The following is a 24,827-nucleotide window of genomic DNA, read 5'->3' as shown; positions in this document are numbered from 1 at the left end:
GGCTCAACCGACGCCGGTGGGACCGTCGATGACGCGGCGGACCTTGGTGGCCAGCTCAATGCGCTTATAGGGCTTCTGGATCAGCTCGAATTCGGCGCCGCGGGCGTCGACGCGCTCGATCGACGATTCGGCATAGCCGGTGGTGAGCAGCACGCGCATCCGCGGGCGGCGGCGCTTGACCTCGCGGGCGAGCATCACGCCGTTCATCCCGCCGGGCATGATCAGGTCGCTGAACAACAGGTCGATCGTACCGGCGCCGTCGAGCAGCTCCAGCGCCGTATCGGCATTATCGGCGCGCAGCACCGAATAGCCGAAGTCGGTCAGCACCGCCTCGGCATAGTCGCCGACATCGGCCTGATCCTCGACCAGCAGCACCGTCTCGTTGCCGCGCTTGTCGGCGAGCGGGCGCGACGGCTGCGATCCCTGCGGTTCGACCGCGGCGGCCTCGCAGGGGAACAGCATCCGCACGGTCGTGCCGTGGCCTTCCTCCGAATAGATGCGCAGCGAGCCGCCCGACTGTTTCATGAAACCATAGACCATCGACAGCCCGAGCCCCGTGCCCTTGCCCTGATCCTTGGTGGTGAAGAACGGCTCGGTGACGCGGGCGAGGATTTCCGGCGACATGCCGGTGCCCTGGTCGGCGATCGTCAGCATGACGTATTCGCCCGGTTCGAGCTCGCCAAAGCCCTTGTCGCCCGCCTCGATCGTGCGGTTGCGCGCCTCGATCGTGATCGTGCCGCCGTCGGGCATCGCGTCGCGCGCGTTGAGCAGGATGTTGATTACCGCCAGCTCGGCCTGGGTGGGATCGATGCGCGCGTTGCAGATGCCGGGGCCGCGGTGGATGTCGACCTTGATCGCGCCGCCGGCGGTGCGTTCGATCAGCGGCTGCAACTGGTCGAGCAGATCGTCGAGGTTGACGACGCGGCCCTGCAGCTTCTGCTTGCGCGAGAAGGCGAGCAATTGCTGGGTGAGCGACGCGCCACGTTCCGCCGCCTGCATCACCGCGCGCATCGAGCGCGCCGCCTTCTTGCGATCGAACTCGCCGTCGCGTTCCAGATTGGACAGGACGATGTCGCCGAAACCCTGGATCACCGTCAGCAGGTTGTTGAAGTCGTGCGCGACGCCGCCGGTGAGCTGGCCGACCGCCTCCATCTTCTGCGCCTGGCGCAGCGCGTCCTCGGCATCGCGGCGGCGGGTGACGTCGAGCTGCGACGCGAAATAATAGACCAGCTCGCCGTAGGCATCGAACACCGGCGACATGAACAACGCGTTCCAGAAGGCGGAGCCGTTCTTCTTGTAGTTGAGGATCTCGACCGAGGTCTCGTGGCGCTGCTCGATCGAGCGGCGCAGTTCGGCGATCGTGTCCTGGTCGGTATCCGGCCCTTGCAACAGGCGGCAATTGTGCCCGATCAGCTCGTCGAGACCGTAGCCGGTCATGTTGACGAACGCGGGATTGGCGAAGACGATGGGATTGTCGGGCTGGTGCGGATCGGTGACGATCATCGGCATCCGCGTCGTCGAAACCGCGGCGAAGAAGATGCCGTTCTTGTCGTCGCCCATGTCGTGGTTGACGATGCTCTGCAGGTGCGGCGGCGGGCCGCCCCGCGGTTTTTCCGGGGTACCGTCGGCCATGACGTTCCAAGCGCTAGAGTAAGGCTTGGCCTCGAGGCACCGCCGATCGAGCGGAAAAACCCACTTGGATTAGACTTGTTCCCGGACTGGCATGATCCAGATCAGAACGCGGGATCGTCGCCGGGCAGCGCCGAGACGTGGATGCCGCACTCGACCTTGTCCCAGCCGCGCCAGCGGCCGGCGCGCGGGTCTTCGCCCGGCTTGACCTTGCTCGTGCACGGCGCGCAGCCGATCGACAGATAGCCCTGCGCCTCCAGCGGGTGGCGCGGCAGGTCGTGCTCCGCGAAATAGGCGTCGAGCTGGCTTTTCGACCAATCGGCGAGCGGGTTGAGCTTGAGCCGGCCCTCGTCTTCCTCGAAGCGCGGCAGCGCGGTGCGCGTCCCCGCCTGGAAGCCCTTGCGGCCCGAGATCCACGCATCGAACGGCGCCAGTGCGCGGCGCAGCGGTTCGACCTTGCGGATCTCGCAGCAGCCGTCGGGATCGTAGGACCAGCGCATGCCGGTCGCATCCTTCAGCCCGAGCATGCGCGGATCGGGGCGGAAGACGCGCAGGTCGGTCAGGCCAAGCCGCTCGGACAGCTCGTCGCGATAGGCGAGCGTCTCGCCGAACATCTTCTGCGTGTTGGTGAAGACGACCGGCACGTCCTTGTCGATGCTCGCCACCATGTGCAGCAGCACCGCCGATTCTGCGCCGTAGGACGAGACGGAAGCGATGCGGCCGGCAAGCTCGCCGGTCAGCAGCTCGCGCAGCATGTCCGCGGCGGCCACGCCGGCGAAGCGGATCTGCATCGCGGCGGCATCGGCGGTGGTGAAGGGCGGGGCGACGTCCAACACGTCGAGCGCGCGGGCGGCTTCACCCATGACGCAGCTTCCATACTGGCACGATCGCATCGGCCGCGGGCTGGTAGCGATAGTCGTAGCGGTCGAGGCTGCGTTGCAGCGTGTCGGCATCGATCGGTGCTTCGGGGGCGAAGCTGTCGAAGCCGCAGCGGCGCATCAGCGGCACCTGGTCGACGAGCACGTCACCCGCCGCGCGCAGCTCGCCGGTATAGCCCGCCTCGCGCAGCACGCGGGCGGCGCTGTAGCCGCGGCCGTCGCGGAACGAGGGGAAGCTGACTTCGACCAGCGCGAGCTGGCCGAGCTGCGGCAGCAGCGCGCGCGCATCCTCGCCGGCTTCGAGCCGCACCGCGGTGGCGTTGCTCTGGCCGAGGAAGGCGTCGAGCGTCACCGCGGGCTCGTCATGCGGTTCGTCGTCGCGGAAGCGGAGCAGGGCTGCATCAACCATAGATCGCCTCCTTGAAGGGTTCGAAGCCGATGCGGCGATAGGTGTCGAGGAAGCGCTCGCCGGGCTCGCGCGTCGCGAGATAGCGGGCGGTGACCCGCTCGATCGCGTCGACGACGCCGTCCTCCGAGAAGCCGGGGCCGGTGATCTTGGCGAGGCTGACGTCCTCCGCGCCCGATCCGCCGAGCGAGAGCTGGTAGTTTTCGGTGCCCTTCTTGTCGACGCCGAGGATGCCGATGTGGCCGGCATGGTGGTGGCCGCAGGCGTTGATGCAGCCCGAGATCTTGAGCTTCAATTCGCCGAGGTCGCGCTGGCGGTCGCGATCGGCGAAGCGCGCGGCGATCTTCTGCGCCAGCGGGATCGAGCGGGCGTTGGCGAGGCTGCAATAATCGAGGCCGGGGCAGGCGATGATGTCGGTGATGAGATCGAGGTTGGGCTCGGCGAGACCGGCCTCCGCCAGTCTTCGCCAGACTTCACCAAGGTCGCGCTTAGCGACGTGCGGCAGGACGATGTTCTGCGCGTGCGTTACGCGTAACTCGTTGAAGGAGAACCTTTCTCCCAAATCGGCGAGCAGGTCGATCTGGTCGGCGGTGGCATCGCCCGGAATGCCGCCGGCGGGCTTCAGGCTGACGTTGACGATCGCATAGCCGGGTTGCTTGTGCGCGGCGACGTTCTGGTCGAGCCAGACCGCGAAATCGGGGTCGCTGCGGTCGATCTCGGCCGGCGCCTCCGCGTCGAAGGCGGGGGCGGCGAACATCGCGGTGATCCGGTCGAGCTCGGCGCGCGGCGGGTCGATGCCGAGCTGCTTGACCGCAAGGAATTCCTCCTCGACCTGGCGGCGATATTCGTCCGCGCCGATCTCGTGGAGCAGGATCTTGATCCGCGCCTTGTAGATATTGTCGCGCCGGCCGTAGCGATTGTAGACGCGCAACGCGGCTTCGAGATAGCTCATCAGATCGTCGGCGGCGACGAAATCGCGGATCAGATGGCTGATCATCGGCGTGCGGCCCATGCCGCCGCCGACATAGATCGCAGCGCCCAATTCGCCGTCGCGCGTGACCAGCTGGATGCCGATATCGTGCAGGCGCATCGCGGCGCGATCCTCCTGCGCGGCGATCACCGCGATCTTGAACTTGCGCGGCAGGTAGCTGAATTCGGGGTGGAAGGTGCTCCACTGGCGGATCAGCTCGGCCCACGGGCGGGGATCGGCGACCTCGTCCGCGGCGGCGCCGGCATATTGGTCGGCGCTGATGTTGCGGATGCAATTGCCGCTGGTCTGGATCGCATGCATCTCGACCGTCGCGAGGCGGGCGAGGATGTCGGGCGTGTCGGCGAGCTTGATCCAGTTGAACTGCAGGTTCTGGCGCGTGGTGAAATGACCATAGCCGCGGTCATATTCGCGCGCGATGCTGCCGAGCATCCGCATCTGGCGGCCGTCGAGCGTGCCATAGGGAATGGCGACGCGCAGCATGTACGCGTGGAGCTGGAGATAGAGGCCGTTCATCAGCCGCAACGGCTTGAACTGGTCCTCGGTGAGCTGGCCGGACAGGCGGCGCTCGACCTGATCGCGGAACTCGTCAACGCGGGCATCGACGATCGCCTGGTCGTATTGGTCGTATTTATACATGATCGGCTTTCCGGCCTGCGTGCGTGGCGAAGGCTGTTGGGTTCGCGCGAAGACGCGAAGACGCGGAGAGAAGAAGATTTTGGTTCGCGCGGAGGCGCGGAGGCGCGGAGGGGTTGCGCCGGTGGCGTGTGGGATGGCCGCCACGTCCCTTCGTCATCCCGGCGAAGGCCGGGACCCATGGTTGCGGTATCGATTTGGGGTGAGCTGGTGCCTCACCGCATTTCAACAGGCTTAATACTAGCGGGGTTGGGACGTGGGTGGCGCTGTCGTTCCGCGTCTCACCGGCGACCGCGTGTCCGTGGGTCCCGACTTTCGTCGGGATGACGATGGGGGTGGGGGAGGTCGGGTAGGCAATCGGGGTGGGGAAAGCGTCCGCCAGCGTCAGCCACGGTCCGGTTGCCCGTCGGCCGTGCGGGGGCGAGCCGGCTACGGCAGACGCAACCCCCCCGCGCCTCCGCGCCTCCGCGCGAACCAGAACCTTCCCTGCACGCCCGCGCGGCGTAGCATGCGTCATATCACCCAGCTTCCCGCCGACGGATCGGCCGGCTTGAGCGTGAGGTCGGGGCGCACGGTGGGACCTAGCGCGCGAATGCGGTCCTTGATGTGCGCGGGGCGTGGGCCGTCGGGCGTGGGGATCGCGTCGATGAGATAGGGCACGTTGACGCGGCGCGCGCCTTCCTCGGCGCGGAGGATGCCTTCGCCCTCGGTGCCGACGTCGACCGCATCCTCGACGTGGCGCGACCAGCCGGTGCCAGTCCACCACACCACGTCGCCGGTGGGGAGGTCGTTGCCCGTCAGCAGCCTCATGCCGCGGCCCCCTCCGCGATGCGCGCCCAGCGGGCGAGCTTGTCCTCGGCGTCGGAGAGTTCGACGACCTCGCCGACGACGATGATCGCCGGGCTCCGCACCGCCTCGCGCGTCACCATCGCGCCGAGATCGGCGAGCAGGGTGCGGATCGCGCGGCTGCCCGCGAGCGTACCGCGTTCGAGCACCGCGACGGGCATGTCGGGGGCGACGCCATCGGCCATCAATTTGTCGGCGATGTCGGCGGCGGTGGCGACGCCCATGTAGATCACCAGCGTGCGGCCCTGACCGGCGAGGCCCGACCAATCCTGATCGGACAAGCCCTTGCACTGGCCGGCGACGAAGCTGACCGCGCTGCTGTGGTCGCGATGGGTGAGCGGCAGCATCGCCTCCGCGGCGCAGCCCAGCGCCGCCGAGACGCCGGGGATGACCTCGACCGGCAGGCCGGCGGCGCGCACCGCCTCGACCTCTTCGCCGCCGCGACCGAAGATGAAGGGGTCGCCGCCCTTGAGGCGGACGACGATCGCGCCGGTCTTCACATGCGCGACGATGAGGGCGTTGATCGCCTCCTGCGGCAGCGTGTGGCGGGCGCGGCGCTTGGCGACCGAGATGCGCTGCGCCTGCGGCGGCGCGATGTCGAGCACGCGGGGATCGATGAGGCCGTCGTGGACGACGATGTCGGCGCTGCGCAGCGCCTCGACCGCGCGGACGGTGAGCAGACCGGGATCGCCCGGACCGGCGCCGACCAGGATGACGCGCCCGCGGGCGTTGGGATCGAGAAGCGTGGCCATGTTCCGCCAGATGGGCCGGGGCGGGCGGGGGGACAAGCCAGCGTTGCTTTGGCGGGGGTTAGGGGAGCTTTCGATGGCGGGCGGACGGCCCGGCCGGATGGTGCCCCGGCCTCGTTCCGGGCGCGCGGCGGCGCGGCGGGGGCGACAGCCGCCAAAACGGATAATCGCTTATTCATGAAGCCTTAGCATCCGTGTGAATAGATTGGCTTTTATGATACAGGTCAAGCCAGCCGGATGTCAGGGATGTCGCGGCGAGGAGCATCAATTCGCCATCGCGATGGCGTTCCAGCCGATCGTCGACGTCACCACCGGGCGGCCCTTCGCCTATGAGGCGCTGGTGCGCGGCGCGGACGGCGCGGGGGCGGCGAGCGTGCTGGCGCAGGTGACGCCGGACAGCCGCTACGCCTTCGACCAGCAATGCCGGGTCGCGGCGATCGAGGGCGCGGTGGCGGCCGGGATCCTCGACACGGATGCGCGGCTGTCGATCAACTTCCTGCCCAATGCGGTCTATTCGCCGCTCGCCTGTATCCAGCTTACGTTGAAGACCGCGCATGCGACGGGCTTTCCGACCGACCGGCTGATCTTCGAATTCACCGAGAACGAGGAGATGACCGACACCGCGCACGTCAAGACGATCGTCGAATCCTATACCGCGATGGGCTTCGGCACCGCGATCGACGATTTCGGCGCGGGTCATGCCGGGCTCGGGCTGCTCGCCAAGTTCCAGACCGATTACATCAAGCTCGACATGGAGTTGATCCGCGGCATCGAGCGGAGCCTGCCGCGGCGGATGATCGTCGAGGGCGTGGTGCGGATCGCCGAGTCGCTGGGTATCGCGGTGATCGCCGAGGGAATCGAGACGATCGAGGAATATGACATGCTCTCGGGGCTCGGCATCCGCTACATCCAGGGCTATCTGCTCGCGCGGCCCGGGTTCAAGTGCCTGCCGGCGGTGACCCTGCCCGAATCGCGGCGCGTCGCGGCCGGGTGAGGCCGGCGGTGCGGTAGAAAGCGGCGATCGCCCGTGGGGTGGCGAGGCGGACGACGGGCAGGTCGATCGTCGCGGCCAAGGCATCGTAGCGGCGGCGGTTGGCGCGGGTGGTGGTCGCGATGTGGCGCAGCATCGCCCATTTGACGCTGTCGCGGTTGCCCGCCAGCGCGCCGATCCGGTCGCGGTCGAACCAGCAGCGGGCGACGTAGCGACGCAGGCTGGTCAGGGTCGGCACGTCGAGCAGCACGACCCCGGTCGCACGCGCCAGCCGCTGCGGCAGGCAACGTGAGTAGTTGCCGTCGATCACCCAGCGTTCATCGAGGATCGCAGCGTCATGCAGCGCGACGAACGCGGCGACCGGGCGGGGCTGCCAGTCGGTGTCGGGCAGATGGTGGAGCTGGTCGAGATGGACGACCGGCAGGTCGCGCGCCTGCCCGATCGCCTGCGCCAGCGTCGACTTGCCGCTGTTCGAAGGACCCATGATGCAGATGCGCGGACCGAGAGCGGCGAGGGGCATGCGGTTATGTAGAAGATTGCGGCATGCTCGCGAAGCGCGGCGAATCAGAAGTAGCTGATCACCGATGCGCTGCCGTCGGGATTACGCGCCGCGGCGCGGGCGAGGAGTGCGCGCTTTCGTGGGGTGCGGCGGCCGCCTTTGTTGCGCAGTGCATCTACGGGCAGGTCCGCGACGCCGGTGAGGCGGGCGCGCTCTGCGGTTTTTGCGAGAAATGTCGTGAGATGATACGTCTGCATGCCGATGTCCGTGCGGATCGATCGCTGCGTATAACCCGAGAGCGTGGGCGATGAATGACGTTGTCTGATCGCGTCGGGCGCTGTCTGCGCCCACGCCGTCATTTCGGACTCGTTCGAGACCTCTGCGAAAGTCGGTGTGCTCCATATTGGCATTGTACCCCGGCGGAGGCCGGGGCCCAGTTTGGCGAAGGTTTGTAATAGCTTACAGCGGCTTTCCCAACTGGGCCCCGGCCTTCGCCGGGGTACATCGGGTGTTTCGCTGAGGTCTCGGCTCGTCCCGGGGACCACGCTGCGGCGAGGAGAATGGCTGGAGGCGAGGCTGTTGCCTTGCGGCCCGGTGGACCCCGGAACGGATTCGGGGTGACGGGCTTTCGTGGTCGGCTCGATCCTCGTTGCCTGCCTCCGGGTTCGTGCTTTCCTCAGTGCCGCGCTAGGCGTCGCGCAGTCCGATGCCGATGTTGGCGCGGGCGGCTTCGGCTTCGTTGCTGACCACGGGATAGGCGCAGTAATCGGCGGCGTAATAGGCGCTGGGGCGATGGTTGCCGCTCCAGCCGATGCCGCCGAACGGCGCCGACGAGGAGGCGCCGTTAGTCGGGCGGTTCCAGTTGACGATGCCGGCGCGGATGCCCGCCCAGAAGCGGTCGTAGAGCGCCGGGGTCTGGCTGACCAACGCCGCCGACAGGCCGTAGCGGGTGTTGTTGGCGAGCGCGATCGCCGCGTCGAAATCGGCGGCGCGATAGACTTGCAGGATCGGGCCGAACAGCTCGATGTCCGGATGTTCGGTCGCCGCGGTCATGTCGATCAGCGCCGGGGTGAGGAAGGGGCGGTCGGCGTCGGGGCGTTCGAGGTGGCGGATCGGGCGGCCGCCGCGCATCAGCAACGCGAGGAAGCTTTCGCTCAACTGATCGGCGACGTCATTGTCGATCACCGGACCCATGAACGGCTGCGGATCGTCGTGGGGGCTGCCGACGATCAGCCGGCCGACCATGGCGCAGATCGCGTCGATCAGCGGCTGGTAGAGGCGATCCTCGACGATCAGCCGGCGCGCGGCGGTGCAGCGCTGGCCGGCGGTGGTGAAGGCGGACTGGATGACGAGCACCGCCGCCGAATGGAGATCGGGCGTGTCCCAGACGATGATCGGGTTGTTGCCCCCCATCTCCAGCGCGAGGATCTTCTCGGGCTTGGCGGCGAAGGCGCGGTTGAGCGCGAGGCCGGTGCGCGCCGATCCGGTGAACAGCAGGCCGTCGATATCGGGATGGTCGGCGAGCGCCTTGCCCTCGGCGGGGCCGCCGATCAGCAGCCGGATGCAGGCTTCGGGGATGCCGGCGGCGCGGTAGCAATCGACGAGGAAGGCGCCGGTCGCGGGCGTCTTCTCCGACGGTTTGAAGACCACCGCATTGCCGGCGAGCAAGGCGGGGACGATGTGGCCGTTGGGCAGATGCGCGGGGAAATTGTACGGCCCGAGCACCGCAAGCACGCCGTGCGGCTTGTGGCGCAATGCCATGCGGCTGCCCATCGGCGATTCGAGCCGGCGTTGCGCGGTGCGTTCGGCATAGGCGCTGACCGAGATGTCGACCTTGGCGATGACGCTGTCGACTTCGGTGCGCGCTTCCCAGAGCGGCTTGCCGGTTTCGCGCGCGAGCAGGTCGGCGAAGGCCTCATGGCGCTGGCGGACGACGTTGCCGAAGCGGCGCATCGTTTCGATGCGGACGGTGAGCGGTTGCGCGGCCCAGCTCGCCCAGCCGGCGCGGGCGGCGGCGACTTCGTCGTCGGCGTCGCCGATCGCGCCGCTCCACAGCTCGGCGCCGGTGGCGGGTTCGTGGGAGATGATCGCGTCGGCCATGCGTACCCTGTCTGTGCTGTCCAACGGGTTAGGCGAATGGCGGCGGGGCGGCAAGGTGGGGGCGGGGGTCTGGGGATGCGCGCAATCGCGGGTGTGCCGTGTCCTCCCCCGCCAGGGGGAGGTGGCACCGCGTAGCGGTGACGGGGGGAAGGGAGACCTTCGTTACGCCAGCGCGTCGCCCATCTCGCGGATCGCGGCCACCTTCCCCTCAAGCGCGCGCCAGTCGTCGGCGTCGGCGATCGGGGACCAGATCGCCTCGACCTCGTCGATCAGCATGCTGCAGGGTTCGCCTTGCCAATAGCGGTGGCTGCGGTCCTTGCGGGGGGCGTAGGCGGCGAGGGCGTCGCGGAACGGCTGCCACGCCTCGCCGTAGCTGTCGGGCAGCGTGCCGCCGAAAACGTCGAAGAAGAAGCGGTCGAGCGGCGCGGCCGACGCGTGCAGCGCGCGTTCCATCGCCTGGACCAGCGCGCGGTCGTCCTCCGGCGTGCACGGCAGGACGCCCAGCCGCCAGAGCAGCGCCGCGGTGATCTGCGGCTGGTAGCGGGGCGCGAAGGTCTCGAGCGTGGCGATCAGCGGGTCGCTCTCGGCGATCAGACGCAGCGAGGCGGCGAGCTGCATCACGTCCCAATGGATCGCCTCGGGCTGGCGGCCGAAGGCGTAGAGGCCGGCATGGTCGAAATAGGCGGCGGTGAAGCCGGGGTCCCAGGTCGGGGCGAAGCGCCACGGGCCGTAGTCGAAGCTCTCGCCGGTGACGTTGATATTGTCGCTGTTGAGCACGCCGTGGACGAAGCCGGCCGCCATGTAGCGCGCCGCGAGCGTCGCGGTGCGGCCGACGACATGGTCGAGCAGACGCAGCGGATCGTCCGAATCCTCGCCGTAGAGATTGGTAAGGACATAGCGGACCAGTGCGCGCATGCCCGCCTCGTCCTGATGATAGGCGAGGCGCTGGAAGCTGCCGATGCGGATATGGCCGTGGTTGAGGCGCACCAGCACCGCCGAGCGCGTCGGCGAGGGTTCGTCGCCGCGCATCAATCGCTCGCCGGTCTCGATCAGCGACAGCGTGCGGCTGGTCGGGACGTTCAGCGCCTCGAGCATCTCGGTGGCGAGGATCTCGCGCACGCCGCCCTTCAACGTCAGCCGGCCGTCGCCCGAGCGGCTGTAGGGGGTGGTGCCCGATCCCTTGGTGCCGAGATCCATTAGCCGGTCGTCGACATCACGCGTTTGCGCGAAGGTGAAGCCGCGGCCGTCGCCGATGTCGGGATTGTACTGGCGGAACTGGTGACCGTGATAGCGCAGCGCCAGCGGCTGCGGCAGCGTGCCGGGGAGGGGGGCGAAACGCCCGAACGCCTGCGTCCATTCGGCGTCGGTGAGCGTGTCGAGGCCTACCTCGGCGGCGGCGCGGTCGTTGCGGAAGCGCAGCCGCGTCTCGGGGAAATCGGCGGCGGCGACCGGATCGGACAGCGTCGGCCCGAGATCGAGCAGCGCGGATGCGGGGCGGTATGCTTGCGGGTTGATGGGCATGTGTGGATATGGAGGTCGCCAACCGCAGGACGCAACCATGGCCGCTTATGAAAACTGCTATTGGCTGTCGGCCGACGGGCTGAAGCTGCATTATCGATTCTATCCGGGCGACGAGCGCCTGCCGCCGGTGCTGTGCCTGCCCGGCCTGACCCGCAACGCGCGCGATTACGATGCGCTGGCCGCCCGGCTGGCGGGGCGGCGGCAGGTGATCGCGGTCGACTTTCGCGGCCGCGGCAAGAGCGAATACGCCAAGGACCCGATGACCTATGCGCCCGCGACCTATGTCGCGGACGTGCAGGCGCTGCTCGCCGAGCGCGGCATCGCGCGCGTCGTCGCGGTCGGCACCTCGCTCGGCGGGATCGTGACGATGCTGCTCGCGCAGGCGGGGGCGGGGATCGCCGCCGCGCTGCTCAACGACGTCGGGCCGGAGATCGAGGCGAGCGGGATCAGCCGTATCCGCGGCTACGTCGGCAAGGGCAGCAGCTGCCCGACCTGGATGCACGCCGCGCGGACGCTGCAGGACGCGCATGCCGACGTCTATCCCGACTGGAAGATCGAGGATTGGCTGGCGATGGCCAAGCGCGTCTACCGCCTCAACAGCAGCGGGCGCATCGTGCTCGATTACGACCTCAAGATCGCCGAGCCGTTCAAGACGCCGGGCAACGAGAGCGGGCCGGACATGTGGGCAGCGTTGTCGGCGTTGCGTGCGGTGCCGGTGCTGATCGTGCGCGGCGGCCGGTCCGACGTGCTGGCGCAGCCGGTGGCGGAGCGGATGCTCGCGGCGCTCGACCAGGCCGAATTGGTGACGCTGCCCGGCGTCGGCCATGCCCCGACGCTGAGCGAGGCGGCGTTGCACGACCCGATCGACCGGCTGCTGGAGAAAGCACTGTCGTGACGCCCGCCGGCGACGAGCCGGATGGGGCGCCGCGGCTCGTCCTGCTCGACATCCTGCGCGGCGTGGCGATCCTCGCCATCCTGTTCCTCAACGTCAGCGAGATGGGCGCGTCGATGACCGCCAATTGGTCCGACATCCGCCATATCGGCTGGAGCGGCGCCGATCAGGCGGCGTGGTGGGCGCAGACCGTGCTGGTCGAAGGCACGGCGCGGGCGCTGCTCGAAATGCTGTTCGGGGCGGGGATGCTGATCCTCACCGAGCGGATCGCGGCGGCGAGCGACAATCCGCTGGCGGTGGCGCTGCGCTACGGCTGGCGCAATGCGGTGCTGTGGGCGCTGGGCATCGCGCATATGTTCCTGCTGCTGTGGCCGGGCGATATCCTGCACACCTATGCGGTGGCGGCGCTGGTCGCCTGTGGTTTCCGGACGCTGCCGACGCGGGCGCTGTTCGTCGTCGGCCTGTCCTATGCGGCGTTCACGCTGGCGACCGGGCTGACCACGCAGGTACCGGCGGCGGCGCACGCGCAGATGGCGGCGGCCAATGCCGCGGCGGTGACGCGCGAGGATGCCTTCGGCCACGGCACGCGCGCGCAATGGACCGCCGGGCAGCGGCGGGTCGGCTTGGAGCGGCTGGGCGGCGAGGAGGTCGTCTACGTCTGGGAGGCGGCGGCGACGATGCTGATCGGTGCGGGCCTGTTCCGGCTGGGGGCGCTGCAGGGCGGCTGGTCGCGGCGGCGCTACTGGCGGATGCTGGCGTGGGGCTATGGCGTCGGCCTGCCGCTGCGCCTGTACGGCGCGTGGGAGGCGACGCGGTTCGACGGGCGGGTCGCGATCGCATGGATGTGGGATGATGTCGCGCGGCTGGCGATGACGCTGGGGCATGTCGCGCTCGTCGCGTTGCTCGCATCGCGGGCGCGGTGGCTGGCGCCGTTCGCGGCGGCGGGGCGGACCGCGCTGACGCTGTACGTCGCGCAGACGCTGATCGTGTCGTGGCTGGTGTTCTCGCCCTACGGGCTGGGGCTGTACGGGCGGCTGGGCTGGGCGGCGATGATGGCGCTGGCGCTGGCGGTCGACGCGCTCTTGCTGTGGCTAGCGGTTCACTGGGTGCGGCGGTTCCGCATCGCGCCGGTCGAATGGGCGTGGCGGTCGGTGGTCGAACGGCGGTGGCTGCCGCTGCGGTAAACCGTTCTTCCGCGAACCCCGCCGCGCCGCTACACGACACGATATGCCGCAACCCGTTCATATCCTGCATCTGCATTCGAGCTTCAGCCTGGGCGGCAAGGAGGCGCGGGCGGTGCGGTTGATGAATGCGTTCGGCGATACGGCGCGGCATACGATCGTCAGCGGCGTGCCCGACCAGCTCGGCGCGCGCGACGCGATCGCCAAGGGCGTGCGCTACGAGATCGCGCAGGACCCGCCGGCGCTCACCGGGCGGCCGTCAGTGGCGCGCTACGAGGCGCTGGCGCGGTTCATGCGGCGCTTCGATCTGGTGCTGACCTACAATTGGGGCGCGATCGACGGGGTGATGGCGCGGCGGGTGTTCCCCAAGGGCGCGCCGCCGCTGGTCCATCACGAGGACGGCTTCAACGCCGACGAGGCCCGGGGGCTGAAGATCGAGCGCAACGTCTATCGCCGCATCGCGCTGGGCGCGGCGCAGGCGCTCGTGGTGCCGTCCGAGGTGCTGGAGGAGATCGCGCGGCGGACGTGGAAGCAGCCGGCGGCGCGCCTTCACCGCATCGCCAACGGTATCGATACCGCGCTGTATGCGGGCAAGCCGGAGCTGCGCGCGATCCCCGGCTTCGTGCCCAACGGCAAGGAGGTGGTGATCGGCGCGCTGGCCGGCCTGCGCGAGGTCAAGAACCTGCCGCTGCTGGTGCGCGCCTGCGGCGGGATCGCGGGTCGGTTCCGGCTGGTGATCGTCGGCGAGGGGCCGGAGCGGGCGGCGATCGAATCGACCGCGGCGGCGATGGGGATCGCGGATCGCGTGGCGATGCCGGGGTTCCTGGGGCGGCCGCATCGCTTCGTCGGCCATTTTGATATCATCGCGCTCTCCTCGGCGAGCGAGCAATTCCCGATCAGCGTCGTCGAGGGAATGGCGGCGGGCCTGCCGGTGGTGAGCACGCCGGTCGGCGACGTGCCGCGGATGGTGGCGGCGGAGAATGCGCCCTTCGTCACCGGCGGCGACGAGGTGCTGCTGCGCGACGCGTTGCAGGCGCTGGTCTCCGATGCGGCGCTGCGGTCGCGGGTCGGCGCGGCGAACCGCGCGAAGGCGCGCGCCGAGTTCGACGAGGGCACGATGATCGCGCGGTACAAGGCCTTGTATGGCGCGGCGATGGGGCGGCCGGGGGTGTTGGGATAGGGCTGGTGTTCGCTTTGCGGCTCAACGCGAGCCTTCTGCAACGCTAGGCCCTTTACCCGCTGGGGTGCAGTCCGGGTGTGGGGCAGAGCGGCTTTCGCAATGCTCCCGCGCGAGCGGAGCGCGGCGGCTGCCGTCGCGCTCACACCTCCTCGGCGAGTTCCTCGCTGAGTCGCGTGGCGAAGTGGAGCGAGGCGGCGGCCTCGCCGGAGGATGCGAGCGCGAGGTCGGCGGCGCCTTGCAGCAGGCCGTCCTCGACTTCGGGTTCCTGCGCCTCGGCGGCGGCGACGGTCGCGGCGAGGATGTCGCGGGCGCCGATTTCGCCATAGGTCAGCGCGAATGCGTCGAGCGCGGCGGCGAAACAGGCGCGGTCGCTGACCGGGACGGCACCGTGCTGCTGGAGCGACGCGCAGGCGGCGCCGAGGACATAGGCGCGCGACCAGGCCGAACCGGTCGGCCCGTGATCGGGCAGCGCGCCCGCGACGCAGCCGAGCCGCGCGAATTGCGGCAGCAGCAGCGTGCCGAGCGGCGAGCTCGGCGGCACCGGCAGCAGCGCACCCGGCGCACGCCGCGGCGCGATCAGGTGATTGAGGACCCCCATCGGTGTAACCTTCCCCTCGCGTGATGCGTCGATCGGGAGGGTGTGGCGCAACGGGGTTAACCGCGGCCTAAGGCGCGACGGACGGCGCCGACGGGCGCGCAATTTCTTCGCTTCCCGGCATCCTTCTTGTATAGCCGGTCGTATTTACCCCCGGATGAGGTGCATTTTTCCGTGTTCAAGGGCCTGAAGCCGATTGTCTATAATGGCCGCGAGGTCTGGCCGCTCGTCGAGGGCGGCAAGGGCGTCGCTGCGACCAATCACGCTTCCGCAGGGGCTTGGGCCGCCGCCGGCGGCATCGGCACCGTGTCCGCGGTAAATGCCGACAGCTACGACCCCGAGGGCAAGATTATCCCGCAGGTGTATCGCGCATTGACCCGCCGCGAACGGCACGAGGAACTGGTCGAATATGCGATCGAGGGTGCGGTGCAGCAGGTGCACCGGGCCTATGAGATCGCCGGCGGCCAGGGTGCGGTCAACATCAACGTGCTGTGGGAGATGGGCGGCGCCCAGCGCATCCTGCACGGCGTGCTGGAGCGGACGCGCGGCATGGTCGCGGGCGTCACCTGCGGCGCCGGCATGCCCTATAAATTGTCGGAGATCACCGCCTCCTACGGCGTATCCTATCTGCCGATCGTGTCGTCGGGCCGGGCGTTCCGCGCCTTGTGGAAGCGTGCTTATTCGAAGGCGTCGGAATGGCTGGCGGCGGTGGTCTACGAGGACCCGTGGCTCGCCGGCGGCCACAACGGCCTGTCGAACGCCGAGGACCCGCTGAAGCCGCAGGACCCGTTCCCGCGCGTCGCCGAGCTGCGCGCGGTGATGCGTGAGGGCGGTATCCCCGACAGCACGCCGATCGTGATGGCGGGCGGCGTCTGGTACCTGCGCGACTGGAACGACTGGATCGACAATCCGGAACTCGGCACGATCGCCTTCCAATATGGCACGCGGCCGCTGCTGACGCAGGAAAGCCCGATCCCGCAGGATTGGAAGGCCAAGCTGACCCAGATCGAGGAAGGCGAGGTGCTGCTGCATCGCTTCTCGCCGACCGGTTTCTATTCGTCGGCGGTGCGCAACCCGTTCCTGCGCAATCTTGAGGCGCGATCGGAGCGGCAGATCGCCTTTTCGACGCAGGAGGCGGGCGATCACGTCTTCCAGCTCGACGTCGGCGTGAAGGGCAAGAATTTCTGGGTGACGCGCAACGACCTGCTGCGTGCGCGCCAGTGGTTCGGCGAGGGCTATACCGACGCGCTGAAGACGCCGGACAACACGCTGGTCTTCGTGACCCCGGTCGAAAAGGGGATCATCCGCAAGGATCAGGCGGATTGCATGGGCTGCCTGTCGCAATGCTCGTTCTCGAGCTGGGCGGATACCGACACCAATTCGACCGGGCGGCTCGCCGACCCGCGCAGCTTCTGCATCCAGAAGACGCTGCAGGACATCGCGCATGGCGGCGACATCGACCAGAATCTGATGTTCGCCGGACATGCGGCGTATAATTTCAAGCGCGATCCGTTTTACTCGAACGGCTTCGTGCCGACGGTGAAGCAATTGGTCGATCGCATCCTGACCGGGGACTGAGCGGACCGTCGGCACGATGGACGCGGCGGTCGAGACGGCATTGATCGCGGTGGCGCAAGCGATGCGCACCGCGGTCGCGCCGTGGTGGATCATCGGCAGTGCGGCGGTGGTGCTGCTCGGCGGCGATACCGCGGTGGCCGATATCGATCTGCTGACCGACGAGCGGGACGCGTTGGCGCTGGCGGCGCGGCTGGGCGTGGCGTTGGCGGCGAGCGATTCGCATCCGCGCTTCCGGTCGCAGGTGTTCGCGCGCTGGCCGCGGGGCGATCGCGACGTCGAGATCATGGGCGGCCTGATGCTCGCCGAAGGTTCGGGCTGGGCGGCGCTGGTGCCGGCGACGCGGGTGGCGGTCGCGGTCGGTGACGAGACCGTGTTCGTGCCGGCGCGGGAGGAGATGATCGCGATCCTCACGCGCTTCGGGCGGGACAAGGATCGCGCGCGGGCGCGCATCCTCGAATGTACGGGAGCGCCGGGTTGAGGCGCTCGACGCTCCCGAACCTCGCTTAGTCGGCGACGGTGCCGACGACCGCGCCGCCGGCGCCACCGACCGCCGCACCCTTTTCGACGCTGCCGCCGGTCGCGGCGGCGACGCCCGCACCACCCGCGGCGCCGATGCCGGCACCCTTGAGCGTCGAACACGCCGACAGGCTGATCGCGGAGCCGAGCAGGAGCGCGGAGACGGCGAGCGGCTTGATCTTCATCATTGATTTCCCTTGCTGATTTGAAGCCGCTTTAATGGTGCGGCGCAGCAGGATGTTCCGATCGGCAACATTTTGTCACAATCGAATGGCGGTTCAGGCCCAGCCGTCGAGCACCTGATCGGGCGGGCGATGGCCGTCCGCCCACATGCGGATGTTCTGGATGACGCGCTCGCCCGACGCCTGCCGCCCTTCGAGCGTCGCCGAGCCCATATGCGGGGTCATCACCACATTGGGCAGCGCGAGCAGCCGCGGGTCGATGCGCGGCTCGTGCTCCCACACGTCGAGCCCGGCGCCGGCGAGGCGGCCCGCCTCCAGCGCGTCGACCAGCGCGCCCTCGTCGAGGATGCCGCCACGCGAGGTGTTGATGACGTAGACGTGGGGCCGCATCAGCCCGATGCGGCGGCGATCGATCAGGTCGCGGCTGTCGGCGTTGAGCGGCGTGTGGATGCTGACGATGTCGGCGAGCCCGAGCAAAGCGTCGAGATCGGCATGGAAGGTCGCTCCCAGCTCCGCCTCGACCACCGCGGGCAGGCGGCGGCGGTTGTGATAATGGATCGACAGGCCGAAGGCGCGCGCGCGCCGCGCGACCGCCTGGCCGATGCGGCCCATGCCGACGATGCCGAGCGTCTTGCCGCCGATGCGATGGCCGAGCATGCCGCCGGGGCTCCAGCCGTGCCATTCGCCCGCGCGCACCAGCTTCTCGCCCTCGGCGAGCCGCCGCGGCACCGAGACGATCAACGCCATCGCCATGTCGGCGGTATCCTCGGTCAGCACGCCGGGCGTGTTGGTGACGATGATGCCGCGCGCGCGCGCCGCCTTCAGCGCGATATGGTTCACGCCGGCGCCGTAATTGGCGATCAGCCGCAGCCGGTCGCCCGCGCCCGCGATCAGCGCGGCGTCGATCTCGTCGGTGACGGTGGGGACGAGCACGTCGCAATCCGCCATCGCGGCGGCGAGCTGGTCGCGCGTCATCGCCGCATCGCCGCGGTTGTTGGTCGTGTCGAACAGCGCCTCGAGCCGGTCCATCACCGTGTCGGCAAGCTCGCGGGTGACGATCACCCTGGGGGTCCTGCGGGGCTCTGGCATCGCGGCATCGGCTTGGCGGAGCGCGCCGGTCGCGTCAACGGATCGTTGCTCCTGCCCGCGTCCGCGCTAGAGAGGGGTTCCAGTTTGAGGAATGTTATGATGCGCCATTGGGCTTTAGCGGTCGCGGGACTGGCGATGCTGGCGGCCGACGGCGGTGCGCTGGCCGCCGAGGCGAAGAAGACGCTGCCCTATTATGCGTCGATCAACGCCGGTCGCGCGCGGATGCGTACCGGCCCGGACAAGACCTATCCGGCGAGCTGGCTGTACCAGCGCGCCGATTTGCCGGTGCGCGTCGTCGCGACGTTCAAGCAATGGCGCAAGGTCGAGGACCCCGACGGTACGCAGGGCTGGATGCTCGCCGCGCTGCTGAGCGAGCGACGGACGGCGATCGTCCGCGGCGCGCAACCGATCGAGATGCACGAACGTGCGTCGACGGGCGCGAAGCTGCTGTGGCGCGCCGCCCCCGGCGTCGTCGGGCGGCTGAGCGCGTGCGGCGGCGGCTGGTGCCGGTTCGACGTGCGCGGGCAGGCGGGCTTCGTCGAGGTGGGGAGCCTGTGGGGCGTGGAGCCGGCGGAACGGCTCCCCTGATCCGCCGGGCGTCCCCTCCCACGCAGGGAGGGGCGGCGCGTCAGTGCATCAGTTCGACCGCCATCGCGGTGGCCTCGCCGCCGCCGATGCAGAGCGACGCCATCCCGCGGCGCTGGCCGTTGGTCTGCAACGCCGACAGCAGGGTGGCCAAGATGCGTGCGCCGCTCGCGCCGATGGGATGGCCGAGCGCGCAGGCGCCGCCGTGGACGTTGAGGCGGGCGGGATCGATGCCGAGATCGTGGATCGCGATCATCGACACCACCGCGAACGCCTCGTTGACCTCGAACAGGTCGATGTCGTCGCGGCTCCAGCCGGCGCGCTCCATCGCCTTGCGCATCGCGAAGACCGGCGCAGTGGTGAATTTGGCGGGATCGTGCGCATGCGCGGCGTGCGCGACGACGCGGGCGATCGGGGTGAGGCCGAGCCGCTCGGCGACGCTGGCGCGGGTCATCACCAGGGCGGCGGCACCGTCGGAGATCGACGAGGCGTTGGCGGCGGTGATCGTGCCCTCGCGCGAGAAAGCGGGCTTGAGCGTCGGGATCTTGGCGACGTCGCCCTTCGCCGGCTGTTCGTCGAGCGCGACGGTGGTCGAACCCTTGCGGCCCTTCACCTCGACCGGCACGATCTCGCGATCGAACGCGCCCGACCCCTGCGCACGCTGCGCGCGGTGCAGCGATTCGATCGCATAATCGTCCATCGCCTTGCGGGTGAACTGATAATCGGCGGCGGTATCCTCGGCGAAATTGCCCATCAGCTTGCCGGGCTCATAGGCATCCTCGAGCCCGTCGAGATACATATGGTCGTAGAAGGTGTCGTGGCCGATACGCGCGCCGCCGCGATGCTTGCGCGAGAGATAGGGCGCGTTGGTCATGCTCTCCATCCCGCCGGCGACGAGCAGGTCGACCGATCCCGCGGCGAGCGCATCGGCGGCCATGATCGCGGCCTGCATGCCCGATCCGCACATCTTGTTGACCGTCGTCGCCTCGACATGCGTGCCGAGCCCGGCGCCGATCGCCGCCTGCCGCGCGGGGGCCTGGCCGAGGCCGGCGGGAAGGACGCAGCCCATGTAGATACGCTCGATCGCGTCCGCCGAGGCGCCGGCGCGGTCGACCGCGGCCTTCACCGCTGCGGCGCCGAGTTCGGTCGCCGAGGCGCCGGCGAGCGCACCCTGGAACGAGCCCATCGGCGTGCGGGCGTAACTGACGATGACGACGGGATCGGTGGACATACGCTCTCCGGTGTTTCTAGTTGGAGGCGATCTAGGGTGCGGCAGGGGGCGGGGCAATGACGGGATACGGCGGGTCCAGCGTTGCTGCGGGTCGGCACAATGACGGCCGGACCGATGGCCCTGTCCATTCCTCCCCCGCCAGGGAGTGCCGGGTTGGATTGCCCCCGGCAATCCAAGCACATGCCGGGGGCATGTGCGGCCCGGCGCTGTGGCGCGGCGTAGCCGTGACGGAGGGGGAGGAAAGGGCGGAAGTTTTGTTATCTGGGCTTCCACCCTTTCCTCCCCCTCCACCATTCGGCTTGCGCCGAACGGTCCCCCTCCCCCTGGCGGGGGAGGAATTGTGGAGGGGGATACATTTCCACGCCCGCTCGCTCAGCCGTCATGCAGGAATTTATCGAACCAATTCGGTGGTTTGCGTCGATCAGCGGGATGATTGCGGCGACGATCGTGGCGTTGGACTGGGGGCGGCGCGATACCGGTTGGGCGATGGTGCTGTTCTGCCTGTCGGCGATCGCCTGGCTGATCGGGGCGGCACTGATGCGCGACTGGGCTTTGGGGTCGCAGAACGTCGTGCTGCTGCTGATCGATCTGCTCGGCGTCTATCGCTACCTCATCCGCGATCCCGATCCCGAGGAGGCATAACGTGAGCGCCGTCGGCTGGGCGGCGCTGCTCGGCGGGCTGGGCGCGATCTTCGGCAGTTTCATCGCGGCGCTGGTGATCCGCTGGCCGGCGGGACGGTCGATCGCGCGCGGGCGGTCGGCGTGCGACGCCTGCGGGCGGACGCTGGGGCCGGCCGAGCTGGTGCCGATCGTCAGCTTCGTGGCGCAGCGCGGACGATGCCGGGGCTGCGGCGCGCGGATCGATCCCGCCCATTTGGGCATCGAGCTGGCGGCGCTGACGATCGGCGTGCTCGCGGGGGGGGTGGCGCCCGGTTCGGCCGGCGTCGCGGGGGCGGTGTTCGGCTGGCTGTTGCTGGCGCTGGCGGCGCTGGACATCGTCGCCTTCTGGCTGCCCGACCGGCTGACCGCGCTGCTCGCGCTGGCCGGGCTGGCGAGCGGCGCGGCGGGGCTGATGCCGGACCTCGCGGATCGGCTGATCGGCGGGATCGCGGGCTACGCGGCGCTCGCCGGGATCGCGCTCGGCTACAAGGCGTGGCGCGGGCGCGAGGGGATGGGCGGCGGCGATCCCAAGCTGATGGGCGCGATCGGCTTGTGGCTCGGCTGGCGGATGCTGCCGGCGGTACTGGTGATCGCGAGCCTGATCGGGCTCGGCGTCGCGCTGTTCGCGCATCTCGGCGGGCGGCGGATGGCGCGCGACACCGCGCTGCCGTTCGGCGCGTTGCTCGGCGTGGCGGCTTACCCGGCGTGGCTGGCCATGGTAACGATCGCGCCATGATCGCGCTGTTCCTCGCCGTCGCTGCCCAAGCCGCCGCTCCCGTGCCCCCCGCCGCGCCATCCGTGCTCGGCGCGATCGGCCAGCAGCGGCTGCCGGCCAAGGGCTGCGCCGCCTATCTGTGGAACCCCGCCGATCGCCAGTTGGTGGCGATGGCGGTCGCCGATCCCGCGACGCTGCGGCTGTCGATCGGCGGCAAGACGATCGACCTCGCGCGCAGCGGCGGGGAGGGGCCGGGGCGGCTCGGTTTCGCGGATGCGGCCGATTATCGCGGCGGCGATCTCAGCGTGCGGCTGTCGATGGAGATCGTCCAGCAGGACGGGCTGACCGCGGGTGCGCGCGTGCCGAGCGGGTCTTTGCAGATCGAACGGCCGGGGCAGGACGCGATCGCGGTGCCCGTCGCCGGACTGATCGGCTGCCGCAGCTAAGGCGCAGCACCGGAAGCGTTGCAGATTCGCCACGCTCCCGAAATTCGTTTCGGCTGGCGAACCAATGTCATTTCGGACCGTTGTCGATGCTGCGGGGCGCGATCCCCGTGCTGCTTCGACGGATTTTCGATGACGCTACGTTTCGCTCTCGCCAGCCTCTCCGCCGCTGCGCTGCTCGCCGGCAATGCGCACGCCCAACAGGTCGATGTCGGCGCCTCCGCGCCGCCGCCCGATACTGCCGAGGCGGGGGTGGACAGCAGCCGCGGCGATACCCAGCACCGCCCGCGCACCGCGATCACCCGGACGCGCGACACCTCGCCCTCGGCGCTGATCGGCGACACGCAGAGTGCGCCGCCGGCCGGCCTGATCGGCGACTGGCAGGAGATCCGCACCCGGCTCGGCCAGCGCGGGATCGGCGTGACCGCGCGTTATGCATCGGAAAGCGGCTACAATGTCGCGGGCGGCGACCGGAAGCTGTTCCGCGAGACCGGGCAGTTCGACGCGGGCGTGCTGCTTGATCTCGACAAGCTCGCCGGGCTCAAGGGCGGCGCGTTCCAGGCGACGGTGACGTGGCGGCGCGGGCGCAATCTGACCGCGGATGCCGGCATCGATTCGCTGCAACAGGTGCAAGAGGTCTATGGCCGCGGCCAGACCGTGCGCATGACGCAATTTTGGTACGAACAGCGGATCGGGCCGCGCGTCGAGATCAAGCTCGGCCGCACCAATCCGGGCGAGGATTTCGCCGTCTTCTCGTGCCATTTCATGAATCTGAGCTTCTGCGGCGCGCAGCCGGGCAATCTCGTCGGCGACTATTGGCAGAATTGGCCGGTCGGCCAATGGGGCGGGCGGGTGCGCGTCGACCTGCCGCGCGACCTCTATGTGCAGGGCGGCGTCTACGAGATCAATCCGCGCAATCTCGACAACGACTTCTTCCTCTGGCGCTTCCACGGCGCGACCGGCGCGCTGATCCCGGTCGAAATCGGCTGGACGCGCGGCGGTGACGAAGGGCAGGTCGGTTCGTACAAGGTCGGCGCTTGGCTCGGCACCGCGCGCGGTGACGACGTCTTGCTCGACGTCAACCGCAATCCCAGCATCGTCACCGGCCTGTCGCCGCTCCAGCATACGAGTCGCTACGGCGTCTACGGGACGATGCAGCAGCAGCTCACCGGGACGTCGAAGGACGGCAAGGCGCTGACCGGCCTGTCGATGTTCGCCAATGTCACGCAGGCGGACCGCGCGACGTCGGTGACCGACAATCAGGTCTCGCTCGGGCTGTTCTACAAGGGGCTGGTGCCCGCGGTGCCGGGCGACGTGCTCGGCGTCGGCGTCGCGCGCACCAACGTCAACGGCCGCGCCGCGACCGCCGACCGGCTGGTGCCGGGAACGCCGGTGCGCCACGCCGAATATGCCGCGGAGGTCTATTACAGCATCCACCCCGCCGACTGGCTCGAGCTGCGGCCGAACCTGCAATATATCCACCACCCCGGCGGGGTGCGCGAGGCGCATGACGTCGGCGTGCTGGGGATGAAGGCGGCGATCACGCTATAAGAGTGGCTGATGCGCCCCGGCGCGGGACGCGTTGGCGCTTGTCGTTCCCGCTCCGCCGCGGTACACCGCTGTTATACACGTTAAACAGAGGTATAGCATGCAAACCGCCAGCCAGGTGCTCGATCGCGTCCTCGTCCTCGAGATGGTGCGCGTCACCGAAGCGGCGGCGATCTCCGCCTCGACGCTGACCGGACGCGGCGACGAGAAGGCGGCGGATGCCGCCGCGGTCGAGGCGATGCGCGCCGCGCTCAACGAACTCGACATCGACGGCACCGTGGTGATCGGCGAGGGCGAGCGCGACGAGGCGCCGATGCTGTTCATCGGCGAGAAGGTCGGCACCGGCAATGGCCCGGCGATCGACATCGCGCTCGATCCGCTCGAAGGCACGACGATCTGCGCCAAGGCGGGGCCGAACAGCCTCGCGGTGCTGGCGATCGCCGAGAAGGGCGGGCTGCTCAATGCCCCCGACGTCTATATGGACAAGATCGCGGTCGGCCCGAACCTGCCCGCGGGGATCATCGACCTCGACAAGACGCCGACCGAGAACGTTACCGCGATCGCCGCCGCCAAGGGCGTCGCGCCGAGCGAGATCATTGCCTGCGTGCTCGACCGGCCCCGCCACGAGGCGCTGATCGCCGAGCTGCGCGGCATCGGCTGCGGCGTGATGCTGATCGGCGACGGCGACGTCGCGGGCGTGATTGCGACGGCCGATCCCGATACGACGATCGACGTCTATATGGGCTCGGGCGGCGCGCCCGAGGGCGTGCTGGCGTGCGCAGCGCTGCGCTGCGTCGGCGGCCAGTTCAAGGGCCGGTTGCTGTTCCGCAACGACGACGAGCGCGCGCGGGCCCGCAAATGGGGCATCGCCGACCTCGACAAGCAATATGACCTGGAAGAACTGGCCAAGGGCGATTGCATCTTCGCGGCGACCGGCGTCACCGATGGTTCGCTGCTTGCGGGCGTGCGCCGGCTAAAGGGCAAGATGACCACCGAGAGCGTGGTGATGCGCGCCTCGACCGGCACGGTGCGCTGGGTGAAGGGCGAGCATCGCACGGATTGATCCGGGGCGGGCGACCGGTTGGTCGGCACGTTTGCCCTTCCTATCGTCATCCCGGCATTCGCCGGGATGACGATATTGGGTGAGTGCACGATACGATCCTCCATGGACTTCGCGCCGCATCCGCGC

General features: G+C 69.2%; 26 protein-coding genes. 12 read left to right on the top strand and 14 right to left on the bottom strand.

Annotated features, from left to right (window positions below):
- Positions 1 to 3: 3 nt before the first annotated feature.
- From SFC76_RS18680 to cobA, 6 genes are all read right to left on the bottom strand, one after another.
- Positions 4 to 1,632 carry a histidine kinase famiy protein gene (locus tag SFC76_RS18680; RefSeq protein WP_322850917.1) on the bottom strand — a complete coding sequence of 543 codons (1,629 nt, stop codon included), beginning with the start codon at positions 1,630 to 1,632 and terminating at the stop codon, positions 4 to 6.
- A 101-nt stretch (positions 1,633 to 1,733) separates the two neighbouring features.
- On the bottom strand, positions 1,734 to 2,492 hold the full coding sequence (locus SFC76_RS18675) for a phosphoadenylyl-sulfate reductase (RefSeq protein ID WP_322850916.1): 759 nt from the start codon (positions 2,490 to 2,492) through the stop codon (positions 1,734 to 1,736).
- Entirely contained in the window at positions 2,485 to 2,916 is a 432-nt protein-coding gene (locus tag SFC76_RS18670; RefSeq protein ID WP_322850915.1) for a DUF934 domain-containing protein, read from the bottom strand. The genes SFC76_RS18675 and SFC76_RS18670 overlap by 8 nt, the downstream gene beginning before the upstream one ends.
- Positions 2,909 to 4,540 (bottom strand): nitrite/sulfite reductase, encoded by a 1,632-nt coding sequence (locus SFC76_RS18665; protein ID WP_322850914.1) that lies wholly within the window; start codon positions 4,538 to 4,540, stop codon positions 2,909 to 2,911. The genes SFC76_RS18670 and SFC76_RS18665 overlap by 8 nt, the downstream gene beginning before the upstream one ends.
- Before the next feature lie 510 nt (positions 4,541 to 5,050).
- Positions 5,051 to 5,347 (bottom strand): DUF2849 domain-containing protein, encoded by a 297-nt coding sequence (locus SFC76_RS18660; protein ID WP_322850913.1) that lies wholly within the window; start codon positions 5,345 to 5,347, stop codon positions 5,051 to 5,053.
- Positions 5,344 to 6,135: a uroporphyrinogen-III C-methyltransferase gene (gene cobA, locus SFC76_RS18655; protein WP_322850912.1), complete on the bottom strand. Its 792-nt coding sequence runs from the start codon at positions 6,133 to 6,135 to the stop codon at positions 5,344 to 5,346. Before cobA ends, SFC76_RS18660 begins: the two co-directional genes overlap by 4 nt.
- A 277-nt stretch (positions 6,136 to 6,412) precedes the next feature.
- Here cobA and SFC76_RS18650 point away from each other — a divergent pair, with 277 nt between their 5' ends.
- Positions 6,413 to 7,126: an EAL domain-containing protein gene (locus SFC76_RS18650; protein WP_322850952.1), complete on the top strand. Its 714-nt coding sequence runs from the start codon at positions 6,413 to 6,415 to the stop codon at positions 7,124 to 7,126.
- Here SFC76_RS18650 and SFC76_RS18645 read toward each other — a convergent pair.
- The 4 genes from SFC76_RS18645 to SFC76_RS18630 form a co-directional block, all read right to left on the bottom strand.
- The gene (locus SFC76_RS18645) at positions 7,071 to 7,643 is read right to left on the bottom strand and encodes an AAA family ATPase (RefSeq protein WP_322850911.1); all 573 of its coding nucleotides are present in this window, start codon (positions 7,641 to 7,643) and stop codon (positions 7,071 to 7,073) included. The two genes, SFC76_RS18650 and SFC76_RS18645, sit on opposite strands and share 56 nt — an antisense overlap.
- A 44-nt stretch (positions 7,644 to 7,687) precedes the next feature.
- On the bottom strand, positions 7,688 to 7,981 hold the full coding sequence (locus SFC76_RS18640; RefSeq protein WP_322850910.1) for a hypothetical protein: 294 nt from the start codon (positions 7,979 to 7,981) through the stop codon (positions 7,688 to 7,690).
- A gap of 328 nt (positions 7,982 to 8,309) precedes the next feature.
- Complete coding sequence (gene astD, locus SFC76_RS18635; RefSeq protein WP_322850909.1) at positions 8,310 to 9,722, bottom strand: succinylglutamate-semialdehyde dehydrogenase; 1,413 nt, start codon at positions 9,720 to 9,722, stop codon at positions 8,310 to 8,312.
- Between the two features lie 162 nt (positions 9,723 to 9,884).
- A complete protein-coding gene (locus tag SFC76_RS18630; RefSeq protein ID WP_322850908.1) occupies positions 9,885 to 11,243 on the bottom strand; it encodes a protein adenylyltransferase SelO family protein in 1,359 nt (452 codons plus the stop codon).
- 37 nt (positions 11,244 to 11,280) lie between these two features.
- Here SFC76_RS18630 and SFC76_RS18625 point away from each other — a divergent pair, with 37 nt between their 5' ends.
- From SFC76_RS18625 to SFC76_RS18615, 3 genes are read left to right on the top strand one after another with little or no spacing between them, the layout of a single operon-like run.
- Positions 11,281 to 12,138 carry an alpha/beta fold hydrolase gene (locus SFC76_RS18625; protein WP_322850907.1) on the top strand — a complete coding sequence of 286 codons (858 nt, stop codon included), beginning with the start codon at positions 11,281 to 11,283 and terminating at the stop codon, positions 12,136 to 12,138.
- The gene (locus SFC76_RS18620) at positions 12,135 to 13,319 is read left to right on the top strand and encodes a DUF418 domain-containing protein (protein ID WP_322850906.1); all 1,185 of its coding nucleotides are present in this window, start codon (positions 12,135 to 12,137) and stop codon (positions 13,317 to 13,319) included. The genes SFC76_RS18625 and SFC76_RS18620 overlap by 4 nt, the downstream gene beginning before the upstream one ends.
- Positions 13,320 to 13,362: 43 nt before the next feature.
- Positions 13,363 to 14,496, top strand: coding sequence for a glycosyltransferase family 4 protein (locus SFC76_RS18615; protein WP_322850905.1), 1,134 nt, complete (start codon positions 13,363 to 13,365; stop codon positions 14,494 to 14,496).
- Positions 14,497 to 14,635: 139 nt separating this feature from the next.
- Here SFC76_RS18615 and SFC76_RS18610 read toward each other — a convergent pair whose 3' ends face one another.
- On the bottom strand, positions 14,636 to 15,094 hold the full coding sequence (locus tag SFC76_RS18610; protein WP_322850904.1) for a hypothetical protein: 459 nt from the start codon (positions 15,092 to 15,094) through the stop codon (positions 14,636 to 14,638).
- 171 nt (positions 15,095 to 15,265) lie between these two features.
- Here SFC76_RS18610 and SFC76_RS18605 point away from each other — a divergent pair, with 171 nt between their 5' ends.
- The gene (locus SFC76_RS18605; RefSeq protein ID WP_322850903.1) at positions 15,266 to 16,669 is read left to right on the top strand and encodes an NAD(P)H-dependent flavin oxidoreductase; all 1,404 of its coding nucleotides are present in this window, start codon (positions 15,266 to 15,268) and stop codon (positions 16,667 to 16,669) included.
- A 16-nt stretch (positions 16,670 to 16,685) separates the two neighbouring features.
- On the top strand, positions 16,686 to 17,147 hold the full coding sequence (locus SFC76_RS18600) for a nucleotidyltransferase domain-containing protein (RefSeq protein ID WP_322850902.1): 462 nt from the start codon (positions 16,686 to 16,688) through the stop codon (positions 17,145 to 17,147).
- Positions 17,148 to 17,172: 25 nt separating this feature from the next.
- On the opposite strand, the gene SFC76_RS18595 is transcribed toward SFC76_RS18600, so the two are convergent.
- The gene (locus SFC76_RS18595; protein WP_322850901.1) at positions 17,173 to 17,373 is read right to left on the bottom strand and encodes a hypothetical protein; all 201 of its coding nucleotides are present in this window, start codon (positions 17,371 to 17,373) and stop codon (positions 17,173 to 17,175) included.
- Between the two features lie 90 nt (positions 17,374 to 17,463).
- Positions 17,464 to 18,456 (bottom strand): 2-hydroxyacid dehydrogenase, encoded by a 993-nt coding sequence (locus SFC76_RS18590; protein ID WP_322850900.1) that lies wholly within the window; start codon positions 18,454 to 18,456, stop codon positions 17,464 to 17,466.
- 99 nt (positions 18,457 to 18,555) lie between these two features.
- Here SFC76_RS18590 and SFC76_RS18585 point away from each other — a divergent pair, with 99 nt between their 5' ends.
- Entirely contained in the window at positions 18,556 to 19,044 is a 489-nt protein-coding gene (locus SFC76_RS18585; RefSeq protein WP_322850951.1) for an SH3 domain-containing protein, read from the top strand.
- 40 nt (positions 19,045 to 19,084) lie between these two features.
- Here SFC76_RS18585 and SFC76_RS18580 read toward each other — a convergent pair whose 3' ends face one another.
- Positions 19,085 to 20,272 carry an acetyl-CoA C-acyltransferase gene (locus SFC76_RS18580; protein ID WP_322850899.1) on the bottom strand — a complete coding sequence of 396 codons (1,188 nt, stop codon included), beginning with the start codon at positions 20,270 to 20,272 and terminating at the stop codon, positions 19,085 to 19,087.
- 429 nt (positions 20,273 to 20,701) lie between these two features.
- On the opposite strand from SFC76_RS18580, the gene SFC76_RS18575 reads away from it, so the two are divergent.
- From SFC76_RS18575 to glpX, 5 genes are all read left to right on the top strand, one after another.
- Positions 20,702 to 20,914 (top strand): hypothetical protein, encoded by a 213-nt coding sequence (locus SFC76_RS18575; RefSeq protein WP_322850898.1) that lies wholly within the window; start codon positions 20,702 to 20,704, stop codon positions 20,912 to 20,914.
- Between the two features lies 1 nt (position 20,915).
- Positions 20,916 to 21,668, top strand: coding sequence for an A24 family peptidase (locus SFC76_RS18570; protein ID WP_322850897.1), 753 nt, complete (start codon positions 20,916 to 20,918; stop codon positions 21,666 to 21,668).
- Positions 21,665 to 22,093, top strand: coding sequence for a hypothetical protein (locus SFC76_RS18565; protein WP_322850896.1), 429 nt, complete (start codon positions 21,665 to 21,667; stop codon positions 22,091 to 22,093). The genes SFC76_RS18570 and SFC76_RS18565 overlap by 4 nt, the downstream gene beginning before the upstream one ends.
- Before the next feature lie 129 nt (positions 22,094 to 22,222).
- Positions 22,223 to 23,641, top strand: a complete 1,419-nt coding sequence (locus tag SFC76_RS18560; RefSeq protein WP_322850895.1) for a carbohydrate porin — start codon at positions 22,223 to 22,225, stop codon at positions 23,639 to 23,641.
- 97 nt (positions 23,642 to 23,738) lie between these two features.
- Complete coding sequence (glpX, locus tag SFC76_RS18555; protein WP_322850894.1) at positions 23,739 to 24,701, top strand: class II fructose-bisphosphatase; 963 nt, start codon at positions 23,739 to 23,741, stop codon at positions 24,699 to 24,701.
- Positions 24,702 to 24,827: the final 126 nt, after the last annotated feature.

Origin of the sequence: Sphingomonas sp. CD22 (assembly GCF_034556155.1) — a bacterium.
GTDB lineage: Bacteria > Pseudomonadota > Alphaproteobacteria > Sphingomonadales > Sphingomonadaceae > Sphingomonas.
This window is presented reverse-complemented; position numbering and strand designations above follow the sequence as displayed.

Coding starts and splice junctions, on each gene's coding strand:
- SFC76_RS18640 (WP_322850910.1), bottom strand. CDS start 7,981: ATGACGGCGTGGGCGCAGACAGCGCCCGACGCGATCAGACAACGTCAT.
- SFC76_RS18595 (WP_322850901.1), bottom strand. CDS start 17,373: ATGATGAAGATCAAGCCGCTCGCCGTCTCCGCGCTCCTGCTCGGCTCC.
- SFC76_RS18565 (WP_322850896.1), top strand. CDS start 21,665: ATGATCGCGCTGTTCCTCGCCGTCGCTGCCCAAGCCGCCGCTCCCGTG.
- SFC76_RS18575 (WP_322850898.1), top strand. CDS start 20,702: ATGATTGCGGCGACGATCGTGGCGTTGGACTGGGGGCGGCGCGATACC.
- SFC76_RS18610 (WP_322850904.1), bottom strand. CDS start 15,094: ATGGGGGTCCTCAATCACCTGATCGCGCCGCGGCGTGCGCCGGGTGCG.
- SFC76_RS18585 (WP_322850951.1), top strand. CDS start 18,556: ATGCGCCATTGGGCTTTAGCGGTCGCGGGACTGGCGATGCTGGCGGCC.
- SFC76_RS18665 (WP_322850914.1), bottom strand. CDS start 4,540: ATGTATAAATACGACCAATACGACCAGGCGATCGTCGATGCCCGCGTT.
- SFC76_RS18645 (WP_322850911.1), bottom strand. CDS start 7,643: ATGCCCCTCGCCGCTCTCGGTCCGCGCATCTGCATCATGGGTCCTTCG.
- SFC76_RS18625 (WP_322850907.1), top strand. CDS start 11,281: ATGGCCGCTTATGAAAACTGCTATTGGCTGTCGGCCGACGGGCTGAAG.
- cobA (WP_322850912.1), bottom strand. CDS start 6,135: ATGGCCACGCTTCTCGATCCCAACGCCCGCGGGCGCGTCATCCTGGTC.
- SFC76_RS18630 (WP_322850908.1), bottom strand. CDS start 11,243: ATGCCCATCAACCCGCAAGCATACCGCCCCGCATCCGCGCTGCTCGAT.
- SFC76_RS18680 (WP_322850917.1), bottom strand. CDS start 1,632: ATGGCCGACGGTACCCCGGAAAAACCGCGGGGCGGCCCGCCGCCGCAC.
- glpX (WP_322850894.1), top strand. CDS start 23,739: ATGCAAACCGCCAGCCAGGTGCTCGATCGCGTCCTCGTCCTCGAGATG.
- SFC76_RS18590 (WP_322850900.1), bottom strand. CDS start 18,456: ATGCCAGAGCCCCGCAGGACCCCCAGGGTGATCGTCACCCGCGAGCTT.
- astD (WP_322850909.1), bottom strand. CDS start 9,722: ATGGCCGACGCGATCATCTCCCACGAACCCGCCACCGGCGCCGAGCTG.
- SFC76_RS18560 (WP_322850895.1), top strand. CDS start 22,223: ATGACGCTACGTTTCGCTCTCGCCAGCCTCTCCGCCGCTGCGCTGCTC.
- SFC76_RS18650 (WP_322850952.1), top strand. CDS start 6,413: ATGGCGTTCCAGCCGATCGTCGACGTCACCACCGGGCGGCCCTTCGCC.
- SFC76_RS18600 (WP_322850902.1), top strand. CDS start 16,686: ATGGACGCGGCGGTCGAGACGGCATTGATCGCGGTGGCGCAAGCGATG.
- SFC76_RS18660 (WP_322850913.1), bottom strand. CDS start 5,347: ATGAGGCTGCTGACGGGCAACGACCTCCCCACCGGCGACGTGGTGTGG.
- SFC76_RS18675 (WP_322850916.1), bottom strand. CDS start 2,492: ATGGGTGAAGCCGCCCGCGCGCTCGACGTGTTGGACGTCGCCCCGCCC.
- SFC76_RS18580 (WP_322850899.1), bottom strand. CDS start 20,272: ATGTCCACCGATCCCGTCGTCATCGTCAGTTACGCCCGCACGCCGATG.
- SFC76_RS18670 (WP_322850915.1), bottom strand. CDS start 2,916: ATGGTTGATGCAGCCCTGCTCCGCTTCCGCGACGACGAACCGCATGAC.
- SFC76_RS18615 (WP_322850905.1), top strand. CDS start 13,363: ATGCCGCAACCCGTTCATATCCTGCATCTGCATTCGAGCTTCAGCCTG.